This is a genomic window from Phytobacter sp. MRY16-398 (genome assembly GCF_003925915.1).
GTDB classification, from domain to species: domain Bacteria; phylum Pseudomonadota; class Gammaproteobacteria; order Enterobacterales; family Enterobacteriaceae; genus Phytobacter; species Phytobacter diazotrophicus.
In genome coordinates, this window is the sequence record NZ_AP018757.1 from 37,342 (window position 1) to 61,620 (window position 24,279).

Below are 24,279 nucleotides of genomic sequence, written 5' to 3' on the forward strand. Positions count from 1 at the left end.
GGGTATTCAACGATACAGGACAGCGGTACCGGAAAGTTTATTCATACCGGTGGCACTGGTGATGCGGTAGTGTGTGGCCCCGGCATCAGCGGCTTTCATATCCAGTGAGGCCACCAGGTCATCCAGGGTGGTGAAGCCACCGGAAGAGACCACCCCAATTTTTTGCAGCGATGCTGCTTCGCTGCGGGAAACCATTTGCGGGCTGGCGGCATAGCTCAGTGCGCTGGCGGACAGGGCGATGATGGCAAGGGTGGTTTTGATGATGTTTTTCATGATGACGCTCCTGATGTTCTGTTGTGTGTTTTTGTTTGTGTGTCGTGTTGTTAAAATCAAATCTACCAACCAGTAGATAGGTTGGCAAGTGTTAATTGGGGTCCGCTTGGAAAACGGAATCTATGGTCACTCCCGTTTTTGCAACACCGATTTTGACGACAAGTTGGCTTGCTTGAATCTATCCGGCGTCTGAATGGGATTTTATTCCCGCGCCTTGATGAGTTCCGCGCCTGATGAACCTCCAGAAAATATACGGCTTCAATGAGCCTTTCCGTTTTACAGGTTCCTCAACAGGCCGGTGGGCCGTTAGTATCATCAATATCAGTATTCGCAAAACCAGATCAGTAATTCTTTAAACCGGTGTATTTCTGCCGTTATGCTACATAAGTTTGCTGTCGTGCCGTTAGGGCCCAGGCTATTCTGGCCAGCTTGTTTGCCAGAGCACAAGTGACGACAAAGTTGCTTTTCCGGCACAGTAAATCCCTGACCCAATCGGCCAATTTGCCAGACTGGTGTTCCAGTTTTTGTATGAATACCCTGGCACATTGAACCAACAAAGTTCGGATCTTTTTATTACCTCGCTTACTAATTCCCAGCAATGTCGTCCTACCTCCCGTGCTGTACTGCCGAGGTACAAGCCCTGTTGCCGCCGCAAAGTCACGGCTGCTGGCGTACTGCTTCCCGTCGCCAATCTCAGTTGAAATAGTACTCGCTGTCAGTGTTCCGACGCAGGGAATGCTCAGCAAGCGCTGTCCAACCTCATCTTCGTCCAACTTTCGTTTCAACTGGGATTCCAAATCTTTAATCTGCTCAACAAGATAGTGATAATGCTGTTGTAATTTCAGCAATAACTGGCTGAGGTAAAGAGGCAAACTATTATCCTCAAGAATGGTACTCAGTCGGCTAATAACGGCAGCTCCTCGGGGAACGCTAATGCCAAATTCCAGCAGAAAAGCATGCATTTGATTGGTTGTTTTTACCTTATCCTGAACCAGGGATTCACGGACACGATGCAGAGCCCGCATTGCCTGCTGAGATTCCGTTCTGGGCTGCACAAAACGCATAGACGGACGCGATGCAGCTTCACAAATAGCTTCGGCGTCGACAAAGTCGTTTTTATTGCTTTTAACGAACGGGCGGACAAATTGTGGTGATATCAGCTTTGGGGAATGCCCCAACTCTTCCAACTTGCGTGCCATAAAGTGAGAACCGCCACAGGCTTCCATTGCGATGGTTGTAGCGGGGCATGTCGCCAAAAATTCGATCAACTTTGGCCGGGTAAATTTTTTACGGTAAACAGCCTTCCCGCGACGATCCTGGCAATGAATATGGAAAGAGTTTTTACCCAGATGGGGTCGTCTCAGAAAACGGAATCTATGGTCACTCCCGTTTTTGCAACACCGATTTTGACGATAAGTTGGCTTGCTTGAATCTATCCGGCGTCTGAATGGGATTTTATTCCCGCGCCTCGATGAGTTCCGCGCCTGATGAACCTCCAGAAAATATACGGCTTCAGCGAGCCTTTCCGTTTTACAGGTTCCTCAACAGGCCGGTGGGCCGTTTGTATCATCAATATCAGTATTCGCAAAACCAGATGAATGATTGTTTAAACTGGTGTATTTCTGCCTTTATGCTTCGTAAGTTTGCTGTCGCGCCGTCAGTGCCCAGGCTATTCTGGCCAGCTTGTTTGCCAGAGCACAGGTGACGACAAAGTTGCTTTTCCGACACAACAACTCCCTGACCCAGTCGGCCAACTTGCCAGACTGGTGTTCCAGTTTTTGTATGAATACCCTGGCACACTGAACCAACAAAGTTCGGATCTTTTTGTTGCCCCGCTTGCTAATCCCTAACAATGTCGTCCGACCTCCCGTGCTGTACTGTCGGGGTACCAGCCCTGTTGCCGCCGCAAAGTCACGGCTGCTGGCGTACTGCTTCCCGTCGCCAATCTCAGTTGAAATAGTACTGGCAGTCAGCGTTCCAACGCAGGGAATACTCAGCAAGCGCTGTCCAACCTCATCTTCGTCCAACTTTCGTTTCAACTGAGATTCCAGATCTTTAATCTGCTCAACAAGATAGTGATAATGCTGTTGTAATTTCAGCAGTAACTGGCTGAGATAAAGAGGCAAACTACTGTCCTCAAGAAGGGTACTCAGTCGACTAATAACGGCAGCACCTCGCGGAACGCTGATACCAAATTCCAGCAGAAAAGCATGCATCTGATTAGTTGTTTTCACCTTATCCTGAACCAGGGATTCACGGACACGATGCAGAGCTCGCATTGCCTGCTGAGATTCGGTTCTGGGCTGCACGAAACGCATAGATGGACGTGATGCTGCTTCACAGATAGCTTCAGCATCAACGAAGTCATTTTTGTTGCTTTTAACGAATGGGCGGACAAATTGCGGTGATATCAGCTTTGGAAAATGCCCTAACTCTGCCAGCTTGCGTGCCATAAAGTGAGAACCGCCACAGGCTTCCATCGCGATGGTTGTTGCTGGGCATGTCGCCAGAAATTCGATTAGCTTTGGTCGGGTGAATTTTTTACGGTAAACGGCCTTCCCACGATGATCCTGACAATGAATATGGAAAGAGTTCTTACCCAGATCGATACCAATAAGCGCAATGTTTTCCATGATGGTTCTCCGAATGAAAGCCTGTCCTCAGCATAGTACTGGGAAGGAGGGAGTGACCATCTCATTAAATAAAGCACGCTAAGCGTGCGTGGAGGCTGGCACCCAGCGGTACAGCGTCGGAATGGACACGCCGAGGTTCTTGGCCACGTCCTTGGGCGGCACCCCGCTGGCCAGCAGCTTCTTGGCCGACTCGATCTTGCTGTCGGTCATCTTCGGCTTGCGGCCGCCTTTGCGGCCGAGCTGCTTGGCGACTTCCAGCCCGGCGCGGGTGCGCTCGACGGTCAGCTCGCGCTCCATTTCGGCAAGGCTCGCCATGACGTGGAAGAAGAACCGCCCGGATGGTGTGCCGGTGTCGATGGAGTCGGTGAGGCTCCTGAACTGGACACCGTGCTTGTGCAGATCGCCGACCAGATCGACCAGTTGCTTGACCGACCGGCCCAGCCGGTCGAGCTTCCAGACGACCAAAGTATCGCCTTCGCGCAGCATTTCGAGCGTCTTGGCCAAGCCAGGCCGGTCTGCCCGCGTGCCACTCACCTTGTCCTCGAAGACCTTTTTACATCCGGCCTTGCTCAAGGCTTCGCGTTGCAGCTCCAGGTTCTGATCCTGCGTCGAGACGCGCGCATAGCCAATCAACATGGCTTGTCTCGCGCCCGGTCGATGCGTTCCTGCATCGCCTGCATCACTTCTTCGTGGGTGTACGATCTGGCGTTGGCGTCGGTGGCTTGCCGCAGGGCTTCCTCAACCTCGCGCGTCATCCGCTCGTAATCCTCCGGCCACAGCGCTTGCTCCATGCGCAGCGACGCCTGACCCAGCAGGTGCAGCAGGCTGAACAGCCGCATGTCGTTGGTGGCGACGATGCGCTCCCGAATCTGCTCCTGAATAGCTTCGCTAGCCCGATGCGCTTGTGGTGTGGCAGTCCCCTCGTAGTCAGCGGGGAATTCCGCTTCCTCGGCAATCCTTGCCCAGGCGCTGGCCAGCGCCTCGATGGTTGACGTGCTCATTTCCGCCGCTCCTGTGCTCTTTGGCGAATCAACCGGCCAAGGGGCCTCGACGCGAAAACCAGCAGCATCACGCCTATCGGATACCAGGTCGAGAAGACCACCAAGGCATCGAAGGCTGGCCGTCCGGTGTTGGTAGGCAGTACGGCGGTCACAGCCATCAACCCGCCGACCGTCCAGATGATGCGCCACACGTAGGGCATCACGCGGGGCACGTAGCCGTCATCGAAAGCGGTCTGGTAGTAGCGGCGCAGGCCGCGCTCGGCAAGCGCCTGGCGCTGCCGCTCCGACAGCGCATCCGTCCGGCCATACCAGCGCCGGAATGGTGGACAGCGCAGCAGCAAAGGGGTGAAGAGGATCATCACCGCCACGATCGCGACACCCCACGCCATGACGGCGCCGGCATCGGGCCGCTTGGCGTTCTCGATCACGGGCGCGAAGACGCCCGGAGCACCGATCATCCAGAACAGCGCAATGTGCTGATGGAAGGAGAGCTTCATTTGCTCATCCACTTGCGCAGCAGGCGCTTTTTCAGGGAGGCGCGTTCTTGCGGGTTGCGTCCCTTGTGATTGGCGATGCGATCCGCCGTGGCGGCCTGGCGCTTGACGGGCCAGTAGGAGCGGCCATCCTTGCCCATCGACCAGACGCTGCTGGCCTGGTTTTCCAGCAGGGGCAGATGGGCGCTCAGGGCTTCGGGCGACGCGCTGGTCAGCGCCGTGCGCTCACGGGTGCGCCAGCGCTGATGCCAGAGCTTCTTGTCCTCGCGCTCGCTGCCGCAGGTCGTGTGCCCGACGATGGGTGTTTTGCGGCGGCTGCGGCTCATAACGTAGTGGTCTCCAAGAACATTCAGGACTGATCCCAGGCGTCGATGGTCAAGACCTGATCGGCAGGACAGGCGGCTACGCGGTCGGGAACTGGATGGTGTTCAGTCTCATGCCGACCCCATTCGATTGATCGCGTCGCTTGCGGCACGCTGCGACGCAAGGAGGTTTGCGACCTGGTTTAGCAGCCGTGTCCGCTGCATGTCTGTTACCTATCTCCCCGACCGCTCATTGGACCAACTCCAGAGATTGGGCTCTATCGCTCAGCCAATACGAAACCGGCATTGGCTGATGCCACAACCGAGACTAACACAAATGGCTCGGTACCTGTATTTCGCGCCCCGTGCACTTGGCCCGGTCTTGCCACGGCTATCTCACCTTCCCTGAGGGCACGAACAATCCCATTGCCCTGAAAGTAATCAGCCATTCCCGACAAAACAGTCCACGTGTCTTGGCCGTGAGGATGAATGTGAGCCGCAATTTCCTGCCCGGGATGGACATGCCAAACCACGATAATTGAGTCTCGGGTTTCAAGCACAACGGAACGAATAGGCTCGCCTTCGGACGGCTGAACATACTCGGCTACAGAAAATATTCTCGATTCAACAGTCATCGGAGATTCCTCTTTCACAGTTGTCGTTACGGTCTTCATCGTCGGCATCCTGACGCACGGCGGGCAATTGCTGGAGCAACGCCGGCAGCCATTCCTGTACCGTCTCCCACACCACATCGAGGTTGATGTCGAAATAGCCGTGAGCCATGCGATTACGCATATTGCGCATGCTGCGCCACGGCACGTCGGCATGCGCCTGGGTGAACTCGACGTAGCCATCCATCACCTTTGTGGCCGCCTCGCCGATGACGATCAGGCTCATGATGACGGCCTGCTGGGTGCGCTTGTCGGCCAAGAAGTCGTCCTTGGCCATCCCTTCCACGAAGCTGCGCGCATCGGTTGCGGCCTGCTGAATGTGGTCGAGGTAATCGGGCAGGCGGTTCTCGCTCATATCGGTTGCGCCTCCGCGAGCACCTTGGCCCGGAACTTCGGCGGCAGGTCGCCGGGAGTCAGCAGATCGACGTCAACGCCGAGCAGCGATTTCAGTTCTTCTTCCAAATCGCCCAAGTCCAACAACGTGGCACCGGGCAGCGCATCGACCAACAGGTCGAGGTCGCTGCCATCCCGGTCGGTGCCATGCAGCACCGAGCCGAAGACGCGCGGGTTCGCGGCGCGAAAGCGGCCTACCGCTTCACGCACTGCGCTTCGCTTCATGTCAAGCACAACAGACGGTCGCATGCGCATCCTTTCTTATCGAAACTCGTTGAGATGATATGCAATCAAGAATAGAATTTCAAGAACTATTTTCGAGAATCGCAATGCCTTGATTCCCGTGCCGCGCCGGTTGCCTTGGCGGGCTTGTCACAAACCTACGTTTTCAAGAAGAAGGAAACCGCATGCCCCGCCGTTCGATCCTCTCCGCCGCCGAGCGCGAAAGCCTGCTGGCGTTGCCGGACACCAAGGATGAGTTGATCCGTCACTACACGTTCAGCGAAAGCGACCTCTCCATCATCCGGCAGCGGCGCGGCCCGGCCAATCGGCTGGGCACTGTTGCAAATAGTCGGTGGTGATAAACTTATCATCCCCTTTTGCTGATGGAGCTGCACATGAACCCATTCAAAGGCCGGCATTTTCAGCGTGACATCATTCTGTGGGCCGTACGCTGGTACTGCAAATACGGCATCAGTTACCGTGAGCTGCAGGAGATGCTGGCTGAACGCGGAGTGAATGTCGATCACTCCACGATTTACCGCTGGGTTCAGCGTTATGCGCCTGAAATGGAAAAACGGCTGCGCTGGTACTGGCGTAACCCTTCCGATCTTTGCCCGTGGCACATGGATGAAACCTACGTGAAGGTCAATGGCCGCTGGGCGTATCTGTACCGGGCCGTCGACAGCCGGGGCCGCACTGTCGATTTTTATCTCTCCTCCCGTCGTAACAGCAAAGCTGCATACCGGTTTCTGGGTAAAATCCTCAACAACGTGAAGAAGTGGCAGATCCCGCGATTCATCAACACGGATAAAGCGCCCGCCTATGGTCGCGCGCTTGCTCTGCTCAAACGCGAAGGCCGGTGCCCGTCTGACGTTGAACACCGACAGATTAAGTACCGGAACAACGTGATTGAATGCGATCATGGCAAACTGAAACGGATAATCGGCGCCACGCTGGGATTTAAATCCATGAAGACGGCTTACGCCACCATCAAAGGTATTGAGGTGATGCGTGCACTACGCAAAGGCCAGGCCTCAGCATTTTATTATGGTGATCCCCTGGGCGAAATGCGCCTGGTAAGCAGAGTTTTTGAAATGTAAGGCCTTTGAATAAGACAAAAGGCTGCCTCATCGCTAACTTTGCAACAGTGCCCTCAGTCGCAATAAACCAGTCAGCCATGTTAGTTCCTTATTGAGAAATCCCGCCTACCATCATTCATTTTTAGCAGTCCCTGCCACTGTTAAAAAAAAGGAGGGGCTTAGCTGTAGCGGCTCGCGTTTGAAATCGGCCGTGCTCGCATTTGACACCGGTTTCGGCTCGAATTAACTGCAAATGACGGAGCGCACATGCTCTCAATATCTGCAAACGAGCTTGCAGTCGATGGCGCCAGCTCGCATTTCACCGCCGTCGGCTCACGCTAACTGCAAATGATGGCTTATATCGGCAAGCCCGCCGCCAGCATGCGCTCGCGGATCTCGGCCGTGTGCTTTGGTTCGAGTTGGTTGTTGAGCATCGCGCGAATCTCGGCCGACTTGGCGTCGAACTGTTCGGTCATGGGGGACCGCAAGGATTCCTACGTAAATGAGTTTAGCATTTCATTTCTCCCAGAATAAGCGGTGATGACGCGCCATTCAGCAATGTTTCAAATGTTGGTTCTAGTTACCGCACTACCGCCTGCCGGTTAGAGCAAGTTTTTTCGGGGTTGCCGTCCGGATCGCGGCAACAGGCTTGCGTGCAACCGGGGTGGGCGCGCGTATGGCAACAGGCTGCGTGTTGCCACTTCGCGTTGCCTGTGCACCGGAGACCAGTTTGAAACTGTCGACCAGCTGGGCCAGTTTTCCTGCCTGGCTTTGCATTTCCTCGGCAGCGGCTGCCGCTTGTTCGACCAGCGCCGCATTTTGCTGCGTCACCTCGTCCATCTGCGTGATCGCTTGATTGACTTGTTCGATTCCTTCGCTTTGTTCCTGGCTGGCCAAGGTGATGTCGCTCATGTAGCCGGCAACCTGTTTGACTTGTGTGACGATCTCATCCATCGTCTTGCCGGCATCGTCGACCAGCTTGCTGCCAGCCTCGACTCTCTCGACCGAGTCGCTGATCAGGGACTTGATTTCTTTGGCGGCGCCTGCCGAGCGTTGTGCAAGATTGCGCACTTCGGCGGCTACCACCGCGAAGCCGCGGCCCTGTTCGCCGGCGCGCGCGGCCTCGACTGCTGCGTTCAAGGCCAGGATGTTGGTCTGGAACGCGATGCCGTCGATGACGCCGATGATATCGACGATCTTGCGGGAGCTTTCCTTGATTGACCCCATCGTGCCGACCACCTGGCCGACCGCCTGGCCGCCTTTTATCGCAGTTTCGGATGCAGACGCAACCAGTCGGTTTGCCTCGCGTGCATTGTCGGCGTTCTGTTTCACGGTGCTGGTCAGTTCTTCCATCGAGGAAGCGGTTTCCTCCAGTGAGCTAGCCTGCGATTCGGTGCGGGCCGACAGGTCTGCATTGCCGGTTGCGATTTCCGCGGCGCCGCTATTGACGACATCGGTCGCTTCCTTGATCTGGCCGACCAATAGCTTCACATTAGTTTGCAGCACGCGCAGCGATTGGATCATCTGCGCCAGCTCATCGTCGCCATTGGCGTCGATCTTGGCGCTCAGGTCGCCCGCGCTCATCCGTTCGATGTCATGCTTGACGTTTTGCAGCGGCACGACGACGGCGCGGTACAGCAGGAATCCAGACACCAGGCCCAGGACGATGCCGAGGATGGAAGCGGCGCTCGACCATGCGTCGAATTGCTTGTTTCCAGAAGCCGAGAAGACCAGGTTTGCAATGAACAGAAGCGTCAGCAGCCCGGACGACAGCATGATTTTCGATCTGATCGACAGGATCGCCAGCCAGTCGAAGCGCCGGAAGAATGAGCGCGCGACGACCGAGCCTTCGTGCACCTGAAGTTCGTTGCTGCCACTTTTGATCGTGCGATAGGCTTTGTCAGCGGCAGCTACCTGCTCCCGGCTGGGCTTGACGCGAATCGATGTGTACCCGACCATTTTGCCGTTTTCCAGCATGGGCGCGGCATTGGCCTCGACCCAATAATAATCGCCGTTCTTGCAGCGATTTTTCACCAGGCCAGTCCACGCTTTGCCGGCCTTGATAGTGCTCCAGAAATCTTTGAACGCCTCAGCCGGCATATCCGGGTGACGCACGATATTTTGCGGCGATCCAATTAGTTCTTCTTCCGAGAAGCCGCTGATAATGCAGAAATCCTGGTTAACGTAGGTGATATTCCCGCTCAAATCAGTCTTGGAAACGACCGTTTCCGTGTCCTTCAAGATGTACTCGGAATTTGTTACTGGCATGTTGGTTCGCATTGCTTGCTCCCTGGACGGTGTGTTCTATTGCGGTTTTGGTTCGTTCGATTCGCAGCATGCGCGCGATTTTTGCACCGTCGCCGCATCGCTAAAAGCGAGCGCGGCGTTTCGGTGAATAGCGAGACGGAAGTCATGCCGCCAGTTTTTCGATCAAGCCCATTTCCGTGCTGGACATCAGCTTGTCGATATCGACCAGGATCAGCATGCGTTGTTCGACCGTGCCCAGACCGATCAGATAATTCGTATCCAGCGCCGAACCCATCTCAGGCGCAGGCTTAACTTGGTCCGGAGTCAGCGTGATGACGTCGGACACGCAATCGACCACCATGCCCATCACTCGACCGCCAATATTGAGGATGATGACGACCGTGAACTGATCGTAAGTCGGCGTACCGAGATTGAATTTGATGCGCATATCGATGATCGGCACGATGACGCCGCGCAGGTTGACGACGCCCTTGATGTAGTCCGGTGCGTTGGCGATGCGCGTGACGGCATCGTATCCGCGCAATTCTTGCACTTTCTGGATGTCGACACCGTATTCTTCGCTGCCGAGGTTAAAGGCGAGATATTCCATCGGCGCCGGGGCAGGTGCAAGATGCTGGGCTGGAGTGATGCTGGACATCGTATTCCGTCTCGTAACTGGTAGGGGCGCGCAGGCATATGCAGGCGCGCAAGGTCGGCAAATCGCTGCGGTTAGCAGCCTGTCGGACTTGAACTATAGGTGGACCGAGATTCTTTCTCTGACACCTTTGTGTTTTCATGGTAACGAAATTTGCATCTTTTGGATATGTTTTGGTGCCCAATGTTTTATTTAAACACCACAAAAAGTGGCACTGTTGCAAAGTTAGCGATGAGGCAGCCTTTTGTCTTATTCAAAGGCCTTACATTTCAAAAACTCTGCTTACCAGGCGCATTTCGCCCAGGGGATCACCATAATAAAATGCTGAGGCCTGGCCTTTGCGTAGTGCACGCATCACCTCAATACCTTTGATGGTGGCGTAAGCCGTCTTCATGGATTTAAATCCCAGCGTGGCGCCGATTATCCGTTTCAGTTTGCCATGATCGCATTCAATCACGTTGTTCCGGTACTTAATCTGTCGGTGTTCAACGTCAGACGGGCACCGGCCTTCGCGTTTGAGCAGAGCAAGCGCGCGACCATAGGCGGGCGCTTTATCCGTGTTGATGAATCGCGGGATCTGCCACTTCTTCACGTTGTTGAGGATTTTACCCAGAAACCGGTATGCAGCTTTGCTGTTACGACGGGAGGAGAGATAAAAATCGACAGTGCGGCCCCGGCTGTCGACGGCCCGGTACAGATACGCCCAGCGGCCATTGACCTTCACGTAGGTTTCATCCATGTGCCACGGGCAAAGATCGGAAGGGTTACGCCAGTACCAGCGCAGCCGTTTTTCCATTTCAGGCGCATAACGCTGAACCCAGCGGTAAATCGTGGAGTGATCGACATTCACTCCGCGTTCAGCCAGCATCTCCTGCAGCTCACGGTAACTGATGCCGTATTTGCAGTACCAGCGTACGGCCCACAGAATGATGTCACGCTGAAAATGCCGGCCTTTGAATGGGTTCATGTGCAGCTCCATCAGCAAAAGGGGATGATAAGTTTATCACCACCGACTATTTGCAACAGTGCCGTTCCAGGCATCCGGCAAGGCGATCAATGCCAAGGTGCGGCTGTTCGGGCGCATCGGCCAGGCGCTGATCGAGGCCAAGCAAGCGGGCCGCGATCCGTTCGCCGCCATCGAGGCCGTCATGTCCTGGGATGCTTTCGCCGAGAGCGTCACCGAAGCGCAGCGGCTCGCGCAACCCGAGGACTTCGATTTCCTGCACCGCATCGGCGAGAGCTACGCCACGCTGCGCCGCTACGCGCCGGAATTTCTCGACGTGCTCAAGTTGCGGGCCGCGCCCGCCGCCAAGGACGTACTCGACGCCATCGAGGTGCTGCGCAGCATGAACAGCGACAACGCCCGCAAGGTGCCCACCGACGCGCCGACCGAGTTCATCAAGCCGCGCTGGCAGAAGCTGGTGATGACCGACACCGGCATCGACCGGCGCTACTACGAACTGTGCGCGCTGTCGGAGCTGAAGAACGCGCTGCGCTCCGGCGACATCTGGGTGCAAGGCTCGCGCCAGTTCAAGGACTTCGAGGACTACCTGGTGCCGCCCGCGAAATTCGCCAGCCTCAAGCAGGCCAGCGAATTGCCGCTGGCCGTGGCCACCGATTGCGACCAGTACCTGCATGACCGGCTGACGCTGCTGGAAACGCAGCTCGCCACCGTCAACCGCATGGCGCTGGCCAACGAGCTGCCGGACGCCATCATCACGGAGTCGGGCCTGAAGATCACGCCGCTCGATGCGGCGGTGCCCGATACCGCACAGGCCCTGATCGACCAGACGGCGATGATCCTACCGCACGTCAAGATCACCGAATTGCTGCTGGAGGTAGACGAATGGACGGGCTTCACCCGGCACTTCGCCCACCTGAAGTCAGGCGACCTGGCCAAGGACAAAAACCTGTTGCTGACCACGATCCTCGCCGACGCGATCAACCTGGGCCTGACCAAGATGGTGGAATCGTGCCCCGGCACGACCTACGCCAAGCTGGCCTGGCTGCAAGCCTGGCACATCCGCGACGAAACCTACGGGGCGGCACTGGCCGAGCTGGTCAACGCGCAGTTCCGACATCCCTTCGCCGAGCATTGGGGCGACGGCACCACGTCATCGTCGGACGGCCAGAACTTCCGCACCGGCAGCAAGGCCGAGAGCACCGGCCACATCAATCCGAAATACGGCAGCAGCCCAGGGCGGACGTTCTACACCCATATCTCCGACCAGTACGCGCCGTTCCACACCAAGGTCGTGAACGTCGGCGTGCGCGACTCGACCTACGTGCTCGACGGCCTGCTGTATCACGAATCCGACCTGCGGATCGAGGAGCACTACACCGACACGGCAGGGTTCACGGACCACGTCTTCGCGTTGATGCACCTGCTGGGCTTCCGCTTCGCCCCGCGCATTCGTGACCTGGGCGACACCAAGCTCTACATCCCGAAGGGCGATGCCACCTACGAGGCGTTGAAACCGATGATCGGCGGCACGCTCAACATCAAGCACGTCCGCGCCCATTGGGATGAAATCCTGCGGATGGCCACCTCGATCAAGCAGGGCACGGCGACGGCCTCGCTGATGCTCAGGAAGCTTGGCAGCTACCCGCGCCAGAACGGCCTGGCCGTCGCCCTGCGTGAGCTGGGACGCATCGAGCGCACACTGTTCATCCTGGACTGGCTGCAAAGCGTCGAGCTGCGCCGCCGCGTGCATGCCGGGCTGAACAAAGGCGAGGCGCGCAACGCGCTGGCCCGCGCCGTGTTCTTCAACCGCCTGGGGGAAATCCGCGACCGCAGCTTCGAGCAGCAGCGCTACCGGGCCAGCGGCCTCAACCTGGTGACGGCGGCCATCGTGCTATGGAACACGGTCTATCTGGAGCGGGCCGCGAACGCCTTGCGTGGCCACGGTCAAGCCGTCGATGACGGCCTGTTGCAGTACCTGTCGCCGCTCGGCTGGGAGCACATCAACCTGACCGGCGATTACCTCTGGCGCAGCAGCGCCAAGATCGGCGCGGGCAAGTTCAGGCCGCTACGGCCGCTGCAACCGGCTTAGCGTGCTTTATTTAATGAGATGGTCACTCCCTCCTTCCCAGTACTATGCTGAGGACAGGCTTTCATTCGGAGAACCATCATGGAAAACATTGCGCTTATTGGTATCGATCTGGGTAAGAACTCTTTCCATATTCATTGTCAGGATCATCGTGGGAAGGCCGTTTACCGTAAAAAATTCACCCGACCAAAGCTAATCGAATTTCTGGCGACATGCCCAGCAACAACCATCGCGATGGAAGCCTGTGGCGGTTCTCACTTTATGGCACGCAAGCTGGCAGAGTTAGGGCATTTTCCAAAGCTGATATCACCGCAATTTGTCCGCCCATTCGTTAAAAGCAACAAAAATGACTTCGTTGATGCTGAAGCTATCTGTGAAGCAGCATCACGTCCATCTATGCGTTTCGTGCAGCCCAGAACCGAATCTCAGCAGGCAATGCGAGCTCTGCATCGTGTCCGTGAATCCCTGGTTCAGGATAAGGTGAAAACAACTAATCAGATGCATGCTTTTCTGCTGGAATTTGGTATCAGCGTTCCGCGAGGTGCTGCCGTTATTAGTCGACTGAGTACCCTTCTTGAGGACAGTAGTTTGCCTCTTTATCTCAGCCAGTTACTGCTGAAATTACAACAGCATTATCACTATCTTGTTGAGCAGATTAAAGATCTGGAATCTCAGTTGAAACGAAAGTTGGACGAAGATGAGGTTGGACAGCGCTTGCTGAGTATTCCCTGCGTTGGAACGCTGACTGCCAGTACTATTTCAACTGAGATTGGCGACGGGAAGCAGTACGCCAGCAGCCGTGACTTTGCGGCGGCAACAGGGCTGGTACCCCGACAGTACAGCACGGGAGGTCGGACGACATTGTTAGGGATTAGCAAGCGGGGCAACAAAAAGATCCGAACTTTGTTGGTTCAGTGTGCCAGGGTATTCATACAAAAACTGGAACACCAGTCTGGCAAGTTGGCCGACTGGGTCAGGGAGTTGTTGTGTCGGAAAAGCAACTTTGTCGTCACCTGTGCTCTGGCAAACAAGCTGGCCAGAATAGCCTGGGCACTGACGGCGCGACAGCAAACTTACGAAGCATAAAGGCAGAAATACACCAGTTTAAACAATCATTCATCTGGTTTTGCGAATACTGATATTGATGATACAAACGGCCCACCGGCCTGTTGAGGAACCTGTAAAACGGAAAGGCTCGCTGAAGCCGTATATTTTCTGGAGGTTCATCAGGCGCGGAACTCATCGAGGCGCGGGAATAAAATCCCATTCAGACGCCGGATAGATTCAAGCAAGCCAACTTATCGTCAAAATCGGTGTTGCAAAAACGGGAGTGACCATAGATTCCGTTTTCTGAGACGACCCCTGGCTGAACGATGTCAGAAAAGGAATAGCGCCCGGAATGACGGGAACGCCGCAGGGTTGCAGGTATTCCAGCGCCGCGCGATATTCACTCTCACTTTCACTTACCCCCGCAAACACCACCGCCATTTTATCTGTCGAATGCCCTTTGTTACGCAGCGCGTTTATAGCGGGTATGGCTTAGCAGCTACCGTGTTAAGTTCCCTGGTGTTGCTGAAATAACTGAAGAACATCCCCCTAAGCGTCAGCAGCAAGCTGCCGCCGCTAAGGCCCCGGAAATCACGCCCTTTACGTCGTAAACGCCGTAAAGCCCGCTCACCGGGGTTAAAAGGGATTACTTTAACTTCTTCATTGCTGTAAGCGGGTTAAGGCTAATCAGGGCAGGGGGAAGGGTGGCAGAATTTATAGCCAGGTAACCGGCTACGCCGGGCTTTCGGCGCCATTTGACTCCACTGATACATGCAGCTTCATCTGGCGCCTCCATGCCGCTAACGCGGCATCCGATGCTGTAGTCTTTAATGTCTGCTTTGTGCCAAATGCTGACGCTCAGGAATTGAGTTTCAGGTACTTTAAAAGCGAGGCTAGCGACTTGACAGGTCCAGCGTGACAACTAGGTGAGCGGGTTTCATCCCAGGGCATTGCATCATCAGTGCAGAAGTCTCCTGCACATTCCATTTCAAGACGTTCGTCAATTAAACCGACAGGAACCCAGACATAAGGTACGTCTCGCAGACTGTTAGGCACAGTTGAGCCACATACATTGCAAAAATCTGTACGGTACCCCGTTGGCTTAGACCATGAAGCAATGCAATTTTCCCCTTTAATCCAGCGAAACTCGCTGTCTTTGACTAGTGTGGCGAGATTGTAACCTACGCCGCTCTGCTTTCTGCATAGCGAGCAATGACAACGATAAAACACTGCTGGTTTATGAGTAAGTTCAAATTCAATTGTTCCACACAAACAAGATCCATTCATTTCAAAACCATTCCTGCAAGGCCTAAGAGATTTTATGAAACATTACCATCTTTTTTGTACTGAATAGGAGCGCTCTTTTTGGCAACTCAAAATCAGCTATCAGTCGGTCTGAATACCGCCTTTATCATCTGAGCGGGCTGGGCGTAAAACGCAGGCGACGTCGTAAAGGGCTGGCAACAGAACGTCTGCCGCTGCTCCGTCCGGCGGCGCCCAACCTGACCTGGTCGATGGATTTTGTCATGGACGCACTGGCCACCGGTCGCAGGATCAAGTGCCTGACCTGTGTGGACGACTTCACGAAGGAGTGTCTGACAATGACCATCGCATTCGGGATTTCAGGCGTTCAGGTCACGCGTATTCTGGACAGCATTGCACTGTTTCGAGGCTATCCGGCGACAATAAGAACTGACCAGGGGCCGGAGTTCACTTGCCGCGCACTGGATCAATGGGCTTTTGAGCATGGTGTTGAGTTGCGCTTAATCCAGCCGGGCAAGCCAACGCAGAACGGATTTATTGAGAGCTTTAACGGACGATTTCGCGATGAATGTCTGAATGAGCACTGGTTCAGCGATATCGTTCATGCAAGGAAAATCATTAATAACTGGCGGCAGGATTATAACGAGTGTCGTCCACATTCAGCACTGAATTATCAGACGCCATCAGAGTTTGCAGCACGGTGGCGGAATGGAAAATGTGAAGGTAAACAAACCGACATTACTAACTAACGGTTGTATCTAATACTGGGGGCAGGTCATTCCAGACTCAGATCAGGAAACATCTGTTTCAGTCGTCGGTTTACATCTTGCAGAACTTTTATCTTTTTAATATCAGCGGCTTCCATCCCGCTATATTTCGCCTTCCAGTTGTAGTATGAAGCTTCAGAGACCCGAACTCACGGTGGACTGCCCTTGACAGTACGCCCGGCTTCTGCTGACTTCAGTACGGCGATGATCTGGTGCTCAGTGAATCGGGTAATGGTGCCAACTTACTGATTTAGTGTACGATGGTGTTTTTGAGGTGCTCCCGTGGCTTCCATCTCCATCAGTTGTCCCTCCTGCTCAGCTACTGAAGGCGTGGTGCGTAACGGTAAAAGTACTGCCGGACATCAGCGCTATCTCTGCTCTCACTGCCGTAAAACATGGCAGCTACAGTTCACTTACACCGCCTCTCAGCCCGGTACACACCAGAAAATTATTGATATGGCCATGAATGGCGTCGGATGTCGCGCCAGTGCACGCATTATGGGCGTTGGCCTCAACACGATTTTACGACACTTAAAAAACTCAGGCCGCAGTCGGTAAACTCACGCATACAACCGGGCAGTGACGTCATTATTTGCGCGGAAATGGACGAACAGTGGGGTTACGTCGGCGCTAAATCACGCCAGCGCTGGTTGTTTTACGCGTATGACAGGATACGGAGGACGGTTGTGGCGCACGTATTCGGTGAACGCACGTTGGCCACGCTGGAGCGTCTTCTGGGCCTGCTGTCGGCCTTTGAGGTCGTGGTATGGATGACGGATGGCTGGCCGCTTTATGAATCACGCCTGAAGGGAGAACTGCACGTTATCAGCAAGCGATATACGCAGCGCATTGAGCGGCATAACCTGAATCTGAGGCAGCATCTGGCAAGGCTGGGCAGGAAGTCACTGTCGTTCTCAAAATCGGTGGAGCTGCATGACAAAGTCATCGGGCATTATCTGAACATAAAACACTATCAGTAAGTTGGAGTCATTACCGTGTTATGTTAGGTATAGGATTACGTCATTTTAAGATTACTAGGAGTTGTTACCAATGATTGAATTGTATTCAAGAGGTATAAAACTGGATGACCTTCAATTTATAACAGATGAACTTAAGGAAGGAGCGCGAGCAGGGCATTATGCGAAGGAATTACTAGACCCGGTATCATTTAACGGGCTTGTAGAGAGCCTTAGAAAAACTATTTCGATGATTGAGTCAGGTACGGAAATGGCCGACTATATTTACATTCTAGCCGAGCTTCATACAGATAAGCCTGTTGGTTATATCTGGTTCCAGACACAGGCCGCCCCGAATGGATTTTTATTTCTTGAGATAAAGGCTTTTGGCGTAGGAGAAAAGTTTCGAGGGGATGGTATCGCTTCACAATTCCTGTCTGACTTTCTCCACCTTTTTGCCAAACATCCACTTGAAGCCAGATGCTTCTCATCTTCGTCACAAATGGCCGAGATGCTCAAGAGGCGAGGATTTACACTCGATGCTGTATTGCCATCAGGAACTCAGGTTTTGATCAGAAGACCTTTGTTATAAATGACGTGACACCGTAACAAGAAAACATTGCTTAACGTGAGTTTTCGTTTCACTGAGCGTCAGACCCCTAACACACCATAATCACTAAAAAGGGGGGCTTTTGACGCAAAATCGAAGCGAAACCGGAAACTTGATTTTGTTAACAAATTAGCAACAAAAAAATAGCCGTAAATGACTCTAAAAAGATGATCTTTTAGGAGATTGAAGGGCATTTCAGGACGAACCCTGATCGCGTGGTGCCGATAACGTCCATTATGTTAAATCGAGGCGTTTTTGAGGAATTTTTCACTTCGAAAGCACATTTTGTCCATGATGGGGCGGGGACGGTTCGAACGGCAGCAGGAGACACTATATACGGTAGCAGTCGCAGCTGGTTTGGATACCATATATTGATTATCCACAGAATCAGGGGATAAGTACGGGATAACTGGACCACCCACCTGTATGTCTAGGTTTCCCGATGCTTTATCTTTGTGTTAGTGAGAATAACGTCAGTACAATGACGATTCCTATATAATGTTTTTCCCCGATAACTCCCACGGAAGCCGGTAGTGAACATCAGCGAAGTAACTAAATGGAAAGATTTTGCGCACCCGGACGGTGAAACGCGTGATCTATCCTTCCTCGATGCTCATGAGGTGACGTATACGCATACCGCACCCGGCAAGCCGGACAAGGTTTATCGTTTTCTCGTCACATATTCATGTCATTGTTTCTGTAAGGATTACGAGTACCAGTCAGATGAGGATAAAGCGGCGTTGATGTATCATGCCGTGAAGGAGAGCCGTCCATTCTGCGAACGTCGCTACCAGCTCGCCAGGCAACATCTGCGGGGTATTATAGAAACGCTGGGGCAAAGAAAAGTGATCCACGCGGGTTACGGGAGTTATGCCACGGTTGAGGTTCAACTCGCGAACGGCGAGACGGAACATTATTTTGTGGCTTTTAAAGCGTTCCGGGAGAAGAAAAAACTGCGCCTTCACATCAGTAGCGCTTACCCGGTGGAAATAACTTCACGCGGAAAATCGGTTAGTTTCTTCGTCATTGCGCACAACCTGCTTACAGGAAAGCCACTTCCTCAACCCCCAAAATAACAAAACCCACCTCTAGGGTGGGTTTCGCCAGGTAGTTAAACCTGGTATTCAGAGCGCCATTACCGGACTTGGCCTGGACCAGTGATAGGAACTGCTTACTAACGCTGGTTGCGGGATGTCTGAATTGCTTCAGTCTGCTGCATCCTTACGGAAGACTTCACTCTTCCGTGAAGTAATAATACTACCCTAATACTGGTTGATCAACTTAAGGTTACTTTTAGCGGTTACAGGCTAACTTCTTATCGGTCTCTTGCAGCCCTTACCAGTTGCGGGTTGTTGCGGGTACTAAGCTGATAGAACCTAAAGTCTAAACTGGTCTATCGTCGAACTCGCCTGTTCTGGCATCGGTGACAATGTGCGTCACCACGCCCCAGATCTCGATACCTTCATCCTCATTATCCGGCAGGGCGCGGACGTTCTCCGGCCTGTCCAGCTCCTGTAGATATCTGGTCGGATGGAGACGCAGTCGCATGATCCGGAATTCATCTTCCAGCACACAGAGCACCAGGGAGCCGTCAACCGGCCGCGCGCCGAAATCCACGATCAGCAGCGAATCCTGCCTGATGCCCTCCCGGAATGAGATGCAGTCGCTGCGGAACAGGAACACGCCCGGACGCCCGGTTTTACAGTAGCTGTCCAGCGAGAGGCGACTTTCCTGGTAATCCATTGCCGGTGATGGAAACCCCATATCAGCGCCCTCCGTTCGGATTAAACAGCTGGAACGTCCGGTTTTCTCCCTCATTAGGGGAGACGTCCCGGAACACCGTTACATACGTTTCTATCCACTGGTTAGCCTGGCGGGGCGTCCAGTGCCAGTTGAACTTGTGCAGCTCCCGGACAAAGGCTGCGGTCGTTACGGTCTGACGGCCATCCTGTTCGCGGGTGATGGCCGCACGCCAGGCAGCGTCAATTTCATAGCGTCGTGGCATCAGATTAACCTCTTTATACTGTATATACATACAGTATAAAGGGCGGTGGAATTTCTGCAAGTGATGGGGAAGTGCCGGTCAGAACATCCCCGAAAACAAACCGCCCCCGGATTCAGGAAGGGCGAACTGACCGGCTGTGGCAGTGTAACACCGCACGCCACAAAGGCAGCACTGACGTCGTCAGTGCTTTTTTTTACCTGTCCTCCGGACGCTGAAAGGCGGTTTCACCCGTGCAGCTAAAGGGGCGGTAAGTCCGGGTGTGCACATCGTCATTTTCTCCTGTGATGCCTTTCTCCTGCGTATCAGCTTCCGGTAATCGTCCCCCGTCACAACCTGGTCAGCAAGGGTAAATGGCACGCTGCGCGCCCTTGCTGACCAGAACGACTCCGGGCAGGCCGAACCGTCAGGTGATACGAAGACGAAATTCACACTGACGGAGAAACGACCATGACGATGAAACTGCACACCCCGACAACCGCCCCTAAAGCTGCACCGGCGACCAGCGTATCCCCGCTGGAGCAGTCAGGCTCCCCAAAAACGAAATTTCCTGAAATCAAAACCGTCAAAACGGCGGTGGTTAAACTGATCAGCGACATCGAGGGCAACGGCCGTTAAGGTGCACCGGCACGCCCTGGTTTATCAGATACGTCACGGCGGTGTAGCGGTCGCTGTTCGCCTTTTCGTCGGCCACCACGCGCACGGCCACGCCGCGCCGGTTAGCACCGGCGAGCGCCGTCGCGACCGGCTTACTGGTGAAGCTGTAGGCCGCGACGTCAATGCTCTGCCTGGCGTTGTTTATGGCGCCGAGCACAATTTCAAGAGCAGGGCGCCCGTCAGACGGCGAAAAACCCGCCGTCAGGACGGGCGCGGCGGTGGCGAACACGGGCACGCAGAGGGCGGCGGCCAGCACCAGAAGGGTGGTTTTACGCATAGTTGTCCAGCTCCAGGCTTTTCAGTTCATCGAGGGTGTAAAAGCGGAAAACGTCGCGGTGTTTTGCCTCCAGTTGCACATGCTGGTTTTTCACGATCACGCTGGCGATGCTGTCGAAAATAATCTTCAGGGCGCGCTTTTTCGCCTCGTCCGGGGCGACGTAAAACGCGTACCGCCATTTTTTATCGCTGATAGCCAGCAGGTGGCTCGCCATGATGGACTGATAATGTAGTGCGTCATCTGCTGCCCGTTCTTTTTCCCGCCAGGTAAGCCGGTATTTGATGGCATAAGCCCGACTTCCTCCATCTTCGCGCCCCATACACGATCATGATAGCCGCCCCGGCATTTTTTAACGGGGCGTAATGCTGCCACACGTGCACCATTTCATGCACCAGTGTTGACAGAGTATCGGCCACCGAAGTAATCGGGATTCATCGCCAGCTCCGATACGCTGGATTCCCCTGTGAAGCGTTCAGGCGCGAAATAACCAAAGGTGTTACGACCGCGCTGTAACGTAATCAGCAGATCCGGCAGAGCCTTATCAAAGAGGGAAAGATTGAACCAGTCATAAGCCTGTTGAAGCTCACTGTATGCCTTAATTGGCCCAACGGGAGCGAACGCGCAATTTCACGACATTTGCTGATATCCGAAAGCGAGCGTTTTCGTACACTGCTTACAGTACCTGTCCAAAACTTAGTGAAATTAGTTTCGTACATGCGTTATAATTCGTACATCCATTTCGTACATAAAATTATGCCATGTCACGAGTTTTTGCTTACTGCCGTGTATCCACCCTGGAACAGACCACTGAAAACCAGCGCCGGGAAATTGAAGCCGCCGGTTTTGCCGTCAGACCTCAGCGACTGGTCGAAGAACATATCAGCGGTTCAGTGGCCGCCAGCGAACGCCCCGGTTTCGCCAGACTACTTGACCGTATGGAAAATGGCGACGTACTGATTGTCACCAAACTTGACCGTCTGGGACGCAATGCGATGGACGTACGAAAGACCGTGGAACAGCTGGCAAAGTCAGACATTCGGGTTCACTGCCTGGCGCTGGGCGGTGTTGATCTTACCAGCCCGGCGGGGAAAATGACCATGCAGGTGATTTCGGCGGTGGCCGAATTCGAACGTGACTTGCTTCTTGAACGTACTCATTCTGGTATTGCCAGGGCAAAGGCAGCAGGAAAACGCTTCGGGCGTCCACCTGCATTGAATGAAGAACAACGGCAGGCGGTGATCATCCGTCTGAAAGCCGGAGACAGCATCAGTGCTATTGCCCGTCAGTTCAGTACGACGCGGCAAACTATTCACAGAATAAAGGCGGCAAGTTCATCCTGTTAATCCGGATGATTTTATAGCCTGAAGGGGCAAATAACAGGCCCAGATGTTTCATACAGCCAGTCTCAGGAGGAGCTTCATGGCACCGTTAACAAAAAAACAAACCGCACAGCTTTCAGAGATGAGTCATGACGTGCTGGTCAATATTATTTATGACCTGATACAGGATAATAAGCAGGCCAGGACCACACTGGTGAATGGGTATCTGCTATCGGCAGCAGAGGTACTTAAAGCCGTCGAGAAGGAGTATGCCAGACGAGCCAAAAGCAAACGTTTTTATGATTACTATGATGCCGATGCCTTTTTTGACGAGCTGACACGCAGTATAGCGAACCCCCTTGTGGGTATCGCCCACGAGCTCCCCGAGCAAGCGGAAAGTCTGAGCGTAAAAATGATGCTTGAGTTCGAAAAATTCACCGGGAACGTGGACACTTCCAGCGGAAGCTGGATGAGCTACTATACCATTCTGTTGGATGCGTGGATGAAATCACTGGAAGCACAAAAAAACAACGATCCAGTATCCATTGCTAAAAAAATATTCACCGTTGTTGAAAGAGAATTCTATTTTGGAATTGAGATATTTAAAAAATACCGGACATTACTCGGCACGGATATTTTACGTGTAATCCGTGATATGTATTATCAAAAACAATCCCTCCGGGAAGCTCTTGGTCTCAGCATGATAATAAAAGACCTTGATTTTCTGACGATGGCGTTTAAAAACGATGAATTTTGCCATTCCACCCATTATTTTGATTATGTCAGATTACTTATGGAAGACCTGCGGTCCGACGATGCACTCGCTGTATTAAACAGCCAGCGGATTGACGATGAGGAGATCACAGATAACATAATATGGAATGAACTCTTCATTCAGGCCCTGATTGAAGAAGGGAGAAAAGAGGAAGCGAAAGCCCACTGTATTACAGCATTCACTTTTCAATGCGATACACGTTTTTATCATCTGTACACAAAAGCCGCTGAAAAAGATGTCGATCACAGCCCTGCATTCCTGAAAATAGCAAAAGATACAGGGTTAGCGCCGTATGTCTGCTTTGCGTCAGACATCGAACGGTATGATTTAATCGACGCCTGTATTATGGCCATGCCAAAAAACAACCTCACCGACTCGCTGGCTTATATCACCCATTCATTTTTACGGACATTATCCAGCACCCTGTATAAACACGGCTATGCGCATACGGCGACCCTGTTGCGTCGCTTTTTGGTGGAGGACAACATTCAGCAATCAAAAAGCAAGTATTACAGCCATGCCGCCTCAGACATGAAAAAAGCCATCGATTACGGCGAAGGTCTGGAAGATTGCCCTCAGCTTCCGGAAACAGAGGACTACCTCAGAACGCTCTACGAACAACATAAACGTAAAACCGCACTCTGGCCGTTGATGGCAAATAAAATCAAAGGATTATCAGTAGGAAAGGACGGTATCCGTTATAACGGAGATGCCTCATGACATCACAGGAACTGTATGACCACGCGGTGTCACTACTGGCAAGGCGGGATTACGCATCCGGTGAGTTGGCCCGGACACTGAGTAAGATGACGGAAAACAGAGAAAAGATCGACAAGGCGTTGTCGAGGCTGGTTGAGTGTGGTTATCTGGATGATAACCGACTGATAACGCACATGATTGATAAACATGTTCGAAAAAAACATGGCCCGGCCAGAATCAAACAGGAGATCAGGCAAAAAGGTTTTTCTCCGGAGTTGGTCGAGCAGATGCTGGAGAAAGTGGATGTGGACTGGTATGCCATGGCAAGGGAACTGAAAGTCAGTAAATTTGGTGATGCGGTGGCATCAGAAGCCAAAGAAAAAAACAAACAGATCCGCTACCTCCAGTACAAGGGGTTTTCGATGGACATGATATTTGAGGCGTTAAGCTGAGCATGGTTTGCTGTCGGTGCGCCATCCGAGACAAATGTCGTCATATTGTAGCTTCGCTCCCATTACCCCTAATTGCGGGTTTGATATCGGACATAACACTATTTCCATAAGAATTGTATTGCACAATACAATTGTAGGGTTTGGCGGCAATCCACACCGTGACCGAAGTCATATTATTATATAATTATATAAAAATAGAAGGTGATATTATCGACGGTTCGTAGGGAAAGGCGGGGGAAATGGAAAGATGTTAAATTTGTTAAAACCTCCGAGGTTCTTAACAAAAAATTAACCATGCGGTATCGGCCAGTTTGACCTGATATCACGTATACAAATGACGCCTTGAAGCGAGAAAACAGCGCTAATCGCTATTTGTTATATAGAAATCGTGGATTTAACATAAAAGGCATTTGGCGAACCAAATTTTGACATAAA

The 24,279-nt window shown here is 53.3% G+C and carries 26 protein-coding genes and 6 pseudogenes; 12 read left to right on the forward strand and 20 right to left on the reverse strand.

The features are described from left to right. Positions 1 to 6: 6 nt before the first annotated feature. The 10 genes from MRY16398_RS29130 to MRY16398_RS29175 form a co-directional block, all read right to left on the reverse strand. The gene (locus tag MRY16398_RS29130; protein WP_001567383.1) at positions 7 to 273 is read right to left on the reverse strand and encodes a YdgH/BhsA/McbA-like domain containing protein; all 267 of its coding nucleotides are present in this window, start codon (positions 271 to 273) and stop codon (positions 7 to 9) included. 374 nt (positions 274 to 647) lie between these two features. Continuing rightward, complete coding sequence (locus tag MRY16398_RS29135; RefSeq protein WP_125125742.1) at positions 648 to 1,637, reverse strand: IS110-like element IS4321 family transposase; 990 nt, start codon at positions 1,635 to 1,637, stop codon at positions 648 to 650. Between the two features lie 264 nt (positions 1,638 to 1,901). After that, positions 1,902 to 2,906 (reverse strand): IS110-like element IS5075 family transposase, encoded by a 1,005-nt coding sequence (locus MRY16398_RS29140; RefSeq protein ID WP_000427614.1) that lies wholly within the window; start codon positions 2,904 to 2,906, stop codon positions 1,902 to 1,904. 78 nt (positions 2,907 to 2,984) lie between these two features. Next, on the reverse strand, positions 2,985 to 3,542 hold the full coding sequence (locus MRY16398_RS29145; protein WP_003100847.1) for a recombinase family protein: 558 nt from the start codon (positions 3,540 to 3,542) through the stop codon (positions 2,985 to 2,987). After that, positions 3,536 to 3,907, reverse strand: a complete 372-nt coding sequence (locus MRY16398_RS29150; protein WP_003100853.1) for a hypothetical protein — start codon at positions 3,905 to 3,907, stop codon at positions 3,536 to 3,538. Before MRY16398_RS29150 ends, MRY16398_RS29145 begins: the two co-directional genes overlap by 7 nt. Then, a complete protein-coding gene (locus MRY16398_RS29155; RefSeq protein WP_003100856.1) occupies positions 3,904 to 4,404 on the reverse strand; it encodes a hypothetical protein in 501 nt (166 codons plus the stop codon). Before MRY16398_RS29155 ends, MRY16398_RS29150 begins: the two co-directional genes overlap by 4 nt. Next, the gene (locus MRY16398_RS29160) at positions 4,401 to 4,727 is read right to left on the reverse strand and encodes a hypothetical protein (RefSeq protein ID WP_003100858.1); all 327 of its coding nucleotides are present in this window, start codon (positions 4,725 to 4,727) and stop codon (positions 4,401 to 4,403) included. The genes MRY16398_RS29155 and MRY16398_RS29160 overlap by 4 nt, the downstream gene beginning before the upstream one ends. Before the next feature lie 254 nt (positions 4,728 to 4,981). Beyond that, complete coding sequence (locus MRY16398_RS29165; protein WP_000215515.1) at positions 4,982 to 5,338, reverse strand: cupin domain-containing protein; 357 nt, start codon at positions 5,336 to 5,338, stop codon at positions 4,982 to 4,984. Then, positions 5,328 to 5,729, reverse strand: coding sequence for a HepT-like ribonuclease domain-containing protein (locus tag MRY16398_RS29170; protein WP_001293886.1), 402 nt, complete (start codon positions 5,727 to 5,729; stop codon positions 5,328 to 5,330). The genes MRY16398_RS29165 and MRY16398_RS29170 overlap by 11 nt, the downstream gene beginning before the upstream one ends. Beyond that, positions 5,726 to 6,016, reverse strand: a complete 291-nt coding sequence (locus MRY16398_RS29175) for a nucleotidyltransferase family protein (RefSeq protein WP_001247892.1) — start codon at positions 6,014 to 6,016, stop codon at positions 5,726 to 5,728. Before MRY16398_RS29175 ends, MRY16398_RS29170 begins: the two co-directional genes overlap by 4 nt. 158 nt (positions 6,017 to 6,174) lie before the next feature. Here MRY16398_RS29175 and MRY16398_RS29180 point away from each other — a divergent pair. Together MRY16398_RS29180 and MRY16398_RS29185 are read left to right on the forward strand one after the other, a co-directional pair. Continuing rightward, positions 6,175 to 6,324: pseudogene (locus MRY16398_RS29180) on the forward strand (DUF4158 domain-containing protein); the annotation flags it as partial. A 60-nt stretch (positions 6,325 to 6,384) separates the two neighbouring features. Further along, complete coding sequence (locus tag MRY16398_RS29185) at positions 6,385 to 7,089, forward strand: IS6-like element IS26 family transposase (protein WP_001067855.1); 705 nt, start codon at positions 6,385 to 6,387, stop codon at positions 7,087 to 7,089. Positions 7,090 to 7,424: 335 nt separating this feature from the next. Here MRY16398_RS29185 and MRY16398_RS29190 read toward each other — a convergent pair. The 4 genes and pseudogenes from MRY16398_RS29190 to MRY16398_RS29210 all read right to left on the reverse strand — a co-directional run. Beyond that, positions 7,425 to 7,544: pseudogene (locus MRY16398_RS29190) on the reverse strand (hypothetical protein); the annotation flags it as partial. A 112-nt stretch (positions 7,545 to 7,656) separates the two neighbouring features. Next, the gene (locus tag MRY16398_RS29195) at positions 7,657 to 9,348 is read right to left on the reverse strand and encodes a methyl-accepting chemotaxis protein (protein ID WP_032309858.1); all 1,692 of its coding nucleotides are present in this window, start codon (positions 9,346 to 9,348) and stop codon (positions 7,657 to 7,659) included. Positions 9,349 to 9,478: 130 nt separating this feature from the next. Beyond that, positions 9,479 to 9,973 (reverse strand): chemotaxis protein CheW, encoded by a 495-nt coding sequence (locus MRY16398_RS29200; RefSeq protein WP_032309859.1) that lies wholly within the window; start codon positions 9,971 to 9,973, stop codon positions 9,479 to 9,481. Between the two features lie 259 nt (positions 9,974 to 10,232). Continuing rightward, a complete protein-coding gene (locus tag MRY16398_RS29210; RefSeq protein WP_001067855.1) occupies positions 10,233 to 10,937 on the reverse strand; it encodes an IS6-like element IS26 family transposase in 705 nt (234 codons plus the stop codon). A 64-nt stretch (positions 10,938 to 11,001) separates the two neighbouring features. On the opposite strand from MRY16398_RS29210, the pseudogene MRY16398_RS29215 reads away from it, so the two are divergent. Together MRY16398_RS29215 and MRY16398_RS29220 are read left to right on the forward strand one after the other, a co-directional pair. Then, a pseudogene (locus tag MRY16398_RS29215) lies at positions 11,002 to 13,023 on the forward strand (Tn3-like element ISPa38 family transposase); the annotation flags it as partial. Between the two features lie 78 nt (positions 13,024 to 13,101). After that, entirely contained in the window at positions 13,102 to 14,106 is a 1,005-nt protein-coding gene (locus MRY16398_RS29220; RefSeq protein WP_000427614.1) for an IS110-like element IS5075 family transposase, read from the forward strand. An 819-nt stretch (positions 14,107 to 14,925) separates the two neighbouring features. Here the strand turns inward: MRY16398_RS29220 and MRY16398_RS29230 are convergent. Next, the gene (locus MRY16398_RS29230) at positions 14,926 to 15,354 is read right to left on the reverse strand and encodes a GFA family protein (RefSeq protein WP_071845816.1); all 429 of its coding nucleotides are present in this window, start codon (positions 15,352 to 15,354) and stop codon (positions 14,926 to 14,928) included. A 113-nt stretch (positions 15,355 to 15,467) separates the two neighbouring features. On the opposite strand from MRY16398_RS29230, the pseudogene MRY16398_RS29235 reads away from it, so the two are divergent. Beyond that, positions 15,468 to 16,079, forward strand: a pseudogene (locus MRY16398_RS29235) (IS3 family transposase); the annotation flags it as partial. Between the two features lie 29 nt (positions 16,080 to 16,108). Here the strand turns inward: MRY16398_RS29235 and MRY16398_RS29240 are convergent. Then, positions 16,109 to 16,330 (reverse strand): annotated as a pseudogene (locus MRY16398_RS29240) (transposase); the annotation flags it as partial. 49 nt (positions 16,331 to 16,379) lie between these two features. On the opposite strand from MRY16398_RS29240, the gene MRY16398_RS29245 reads away from it, so the two are divergent. From MRY16398_RS29245 to MRY16398_RS29255, 3 genes are all read left to right on the forward strand, one after another. After that, a protein-coding gene (locus tag MRY16398_RS29245; protein ID WP_223883544.1) for an IS1 family transposase occupies positions 16,380 to 17,077 on the forward strand; the annotation gives its coding sequence in 2 pieces (ribosomal slippage) (positions 16,380 to 16,629 and positions 16,629 to 17,077; 699 coding nt in all). Between the two features lie 70 nt (positions 17,078 to 17,147). Continuing rightward, entirely contained in the window at positions 17,148 to 17,645 is a 498-nt protein-coding gene (locus MRY16398_RS29250; RefSeq protein ID WP_047368863.1) for a GNAT family N-acetyltransferase, read from the forward strand. 551 nt (positions 17,646 to 18,196) lie between these two features. Further along, positions 18,197 to 18,739, forward strand: a complete 543-nt coding sequence (locus tag MRY16398_RS29255; protein WP_047368862.1) for a stationary phase growth adaptation protein — start codon at positions 18,197 to 18,199, stop codon at positions 18,737 to 18,739. Positions 18,740 to 19,046: 307 nt separating this feature from the next. On the opposite strand, the gene MRY16398_RS29260 is transcribed toward MRY16398_RS29255, so the two are convergent. Together MRY16398_RS29260 and MRY16398_RS29265 are read right to left on the reverse strand one after the other, a co-directional pair. Next, positions 19,047 to 19,427: a HumD family translesion DNA polymerase gene (locus MRY16398_RS29260; protein ID WP_047368861.1), complete on the reverse strand. Its 381-nt coding sequence runs from the start codon at positions 19,425 to 19,427 to the stop codon at positions 19,047 to 19,049. Between the two features lies 1 nt (position 19,428). Then, positions 19,429 to 19,668 carry a hypothetical protein gene (locus MRY16398_RS29265; RefSeq protein ID WP_017694266.1) on the reverse strand — a complete coding sequence of 80 codons (240 nt, stop codon included), beginning with the start codon at positions 19,666 to 19,668 and terminating at the stop codon, positions 19,429 to 19,431. Between the two features lie 447 nt (positions 19,669 to 20,115). On the opposite strand from MRY16398_RS29265, the gene MRY16398_RS30770 reads away from it, so the two are divergent. Continuing rightward, positions 20,116 to 20,283, forward strand: coding sequence for a hypothetical protein (locus MRY16398_RS30770; RefSeq protein WP_158276538.1), 168 nt, complete (start codon positions 20,116 to 20,118; stop codon positions 20,281 to 20,283). Here MRY16398_RS30770 and MRY16398_RS29270 read toward each other — a convergent pair. Both MRY16398_RS29270 and MRY16398_RS31105 read right to left on the reverse strand, forming a co-directional pair. Beyond that, positions 20,255 to 20,599: a phospholipase D-like domain-containing protein gene (locus MRY16398_RS29270; RefSeq protein ID WP_226852965.1), complete on the reverse strand. Its 345-nt coding sequence runs from the start codon at positions 20,597 to 20,599 to the stop codon at positions 20,255 to 20,257. The two genes, MRY16398_RS30770 and MRY16398_RS29270, sit on opposite strands and share 29 nt — an antisense overlap. Positions 20,600 to 20,773: 174 nt before the next feature. Further along, a pseudogene (locus MRY16398_RS31105) lies at positions 20,774 to 21,199 on the reverse strand (SprT-like domain-containing protein); the annotation flags it as partial. Positions 21,200 to 21,357: 158 nt separating this feature from the next. Here MRY16398_RS31105 and MRY16398_RS29290 point away from each other — a divergent pair. The 3 genes from MRY16398_RS29290 to MRY16398_RS29300 all read left to right on the forward strand — a co-directional run bounded on the left by MRY16398_RS29290 (position 21,358) and on the right by MRY16398_RS29300 (position 23,844). Further along, positions 21,358 to 21,942, forward strand: coding sequence for a recombinase family protein (locus MRY16398_RS29290; RefSeq protein WP_047368860.1), 585 nt, complete (start codon positions 21,358 to 21,360; stop codon positions 21,940 to 21,942). Between the two features lie 76 nt (positions 21,943 to 22,018). Then, positions 22,019 to 23,413: a DUF6880 family protein gene (locus MRY16398_RS29295; RefSeq protein ID WP_047368859.1), complete on the forward strand. Its 1,395-nt coding sequence runs from the start codon at positions 22,019 to 22,021 to the stop codon at positions 23,411 to 23,413. After that, positions 23,410 to 23,844 (forward strand): regulatory protein RecX, encoded by a 435-nt coding sequence (locus MRY16398_RS29300; RefSeq protein WP_047368858.1) that lies wholly within the window; start codon positions 23,410 to 23,412, stop codon positions 23,842 to 23,844. The genes MRY16398_RS29295 and MRY16398_RS29300 overlap by 4 nt, the downstream gene beginning before the upstream one ends. Positions 23,845 to 24,279 lie beyond the last annotated feature (435 nt).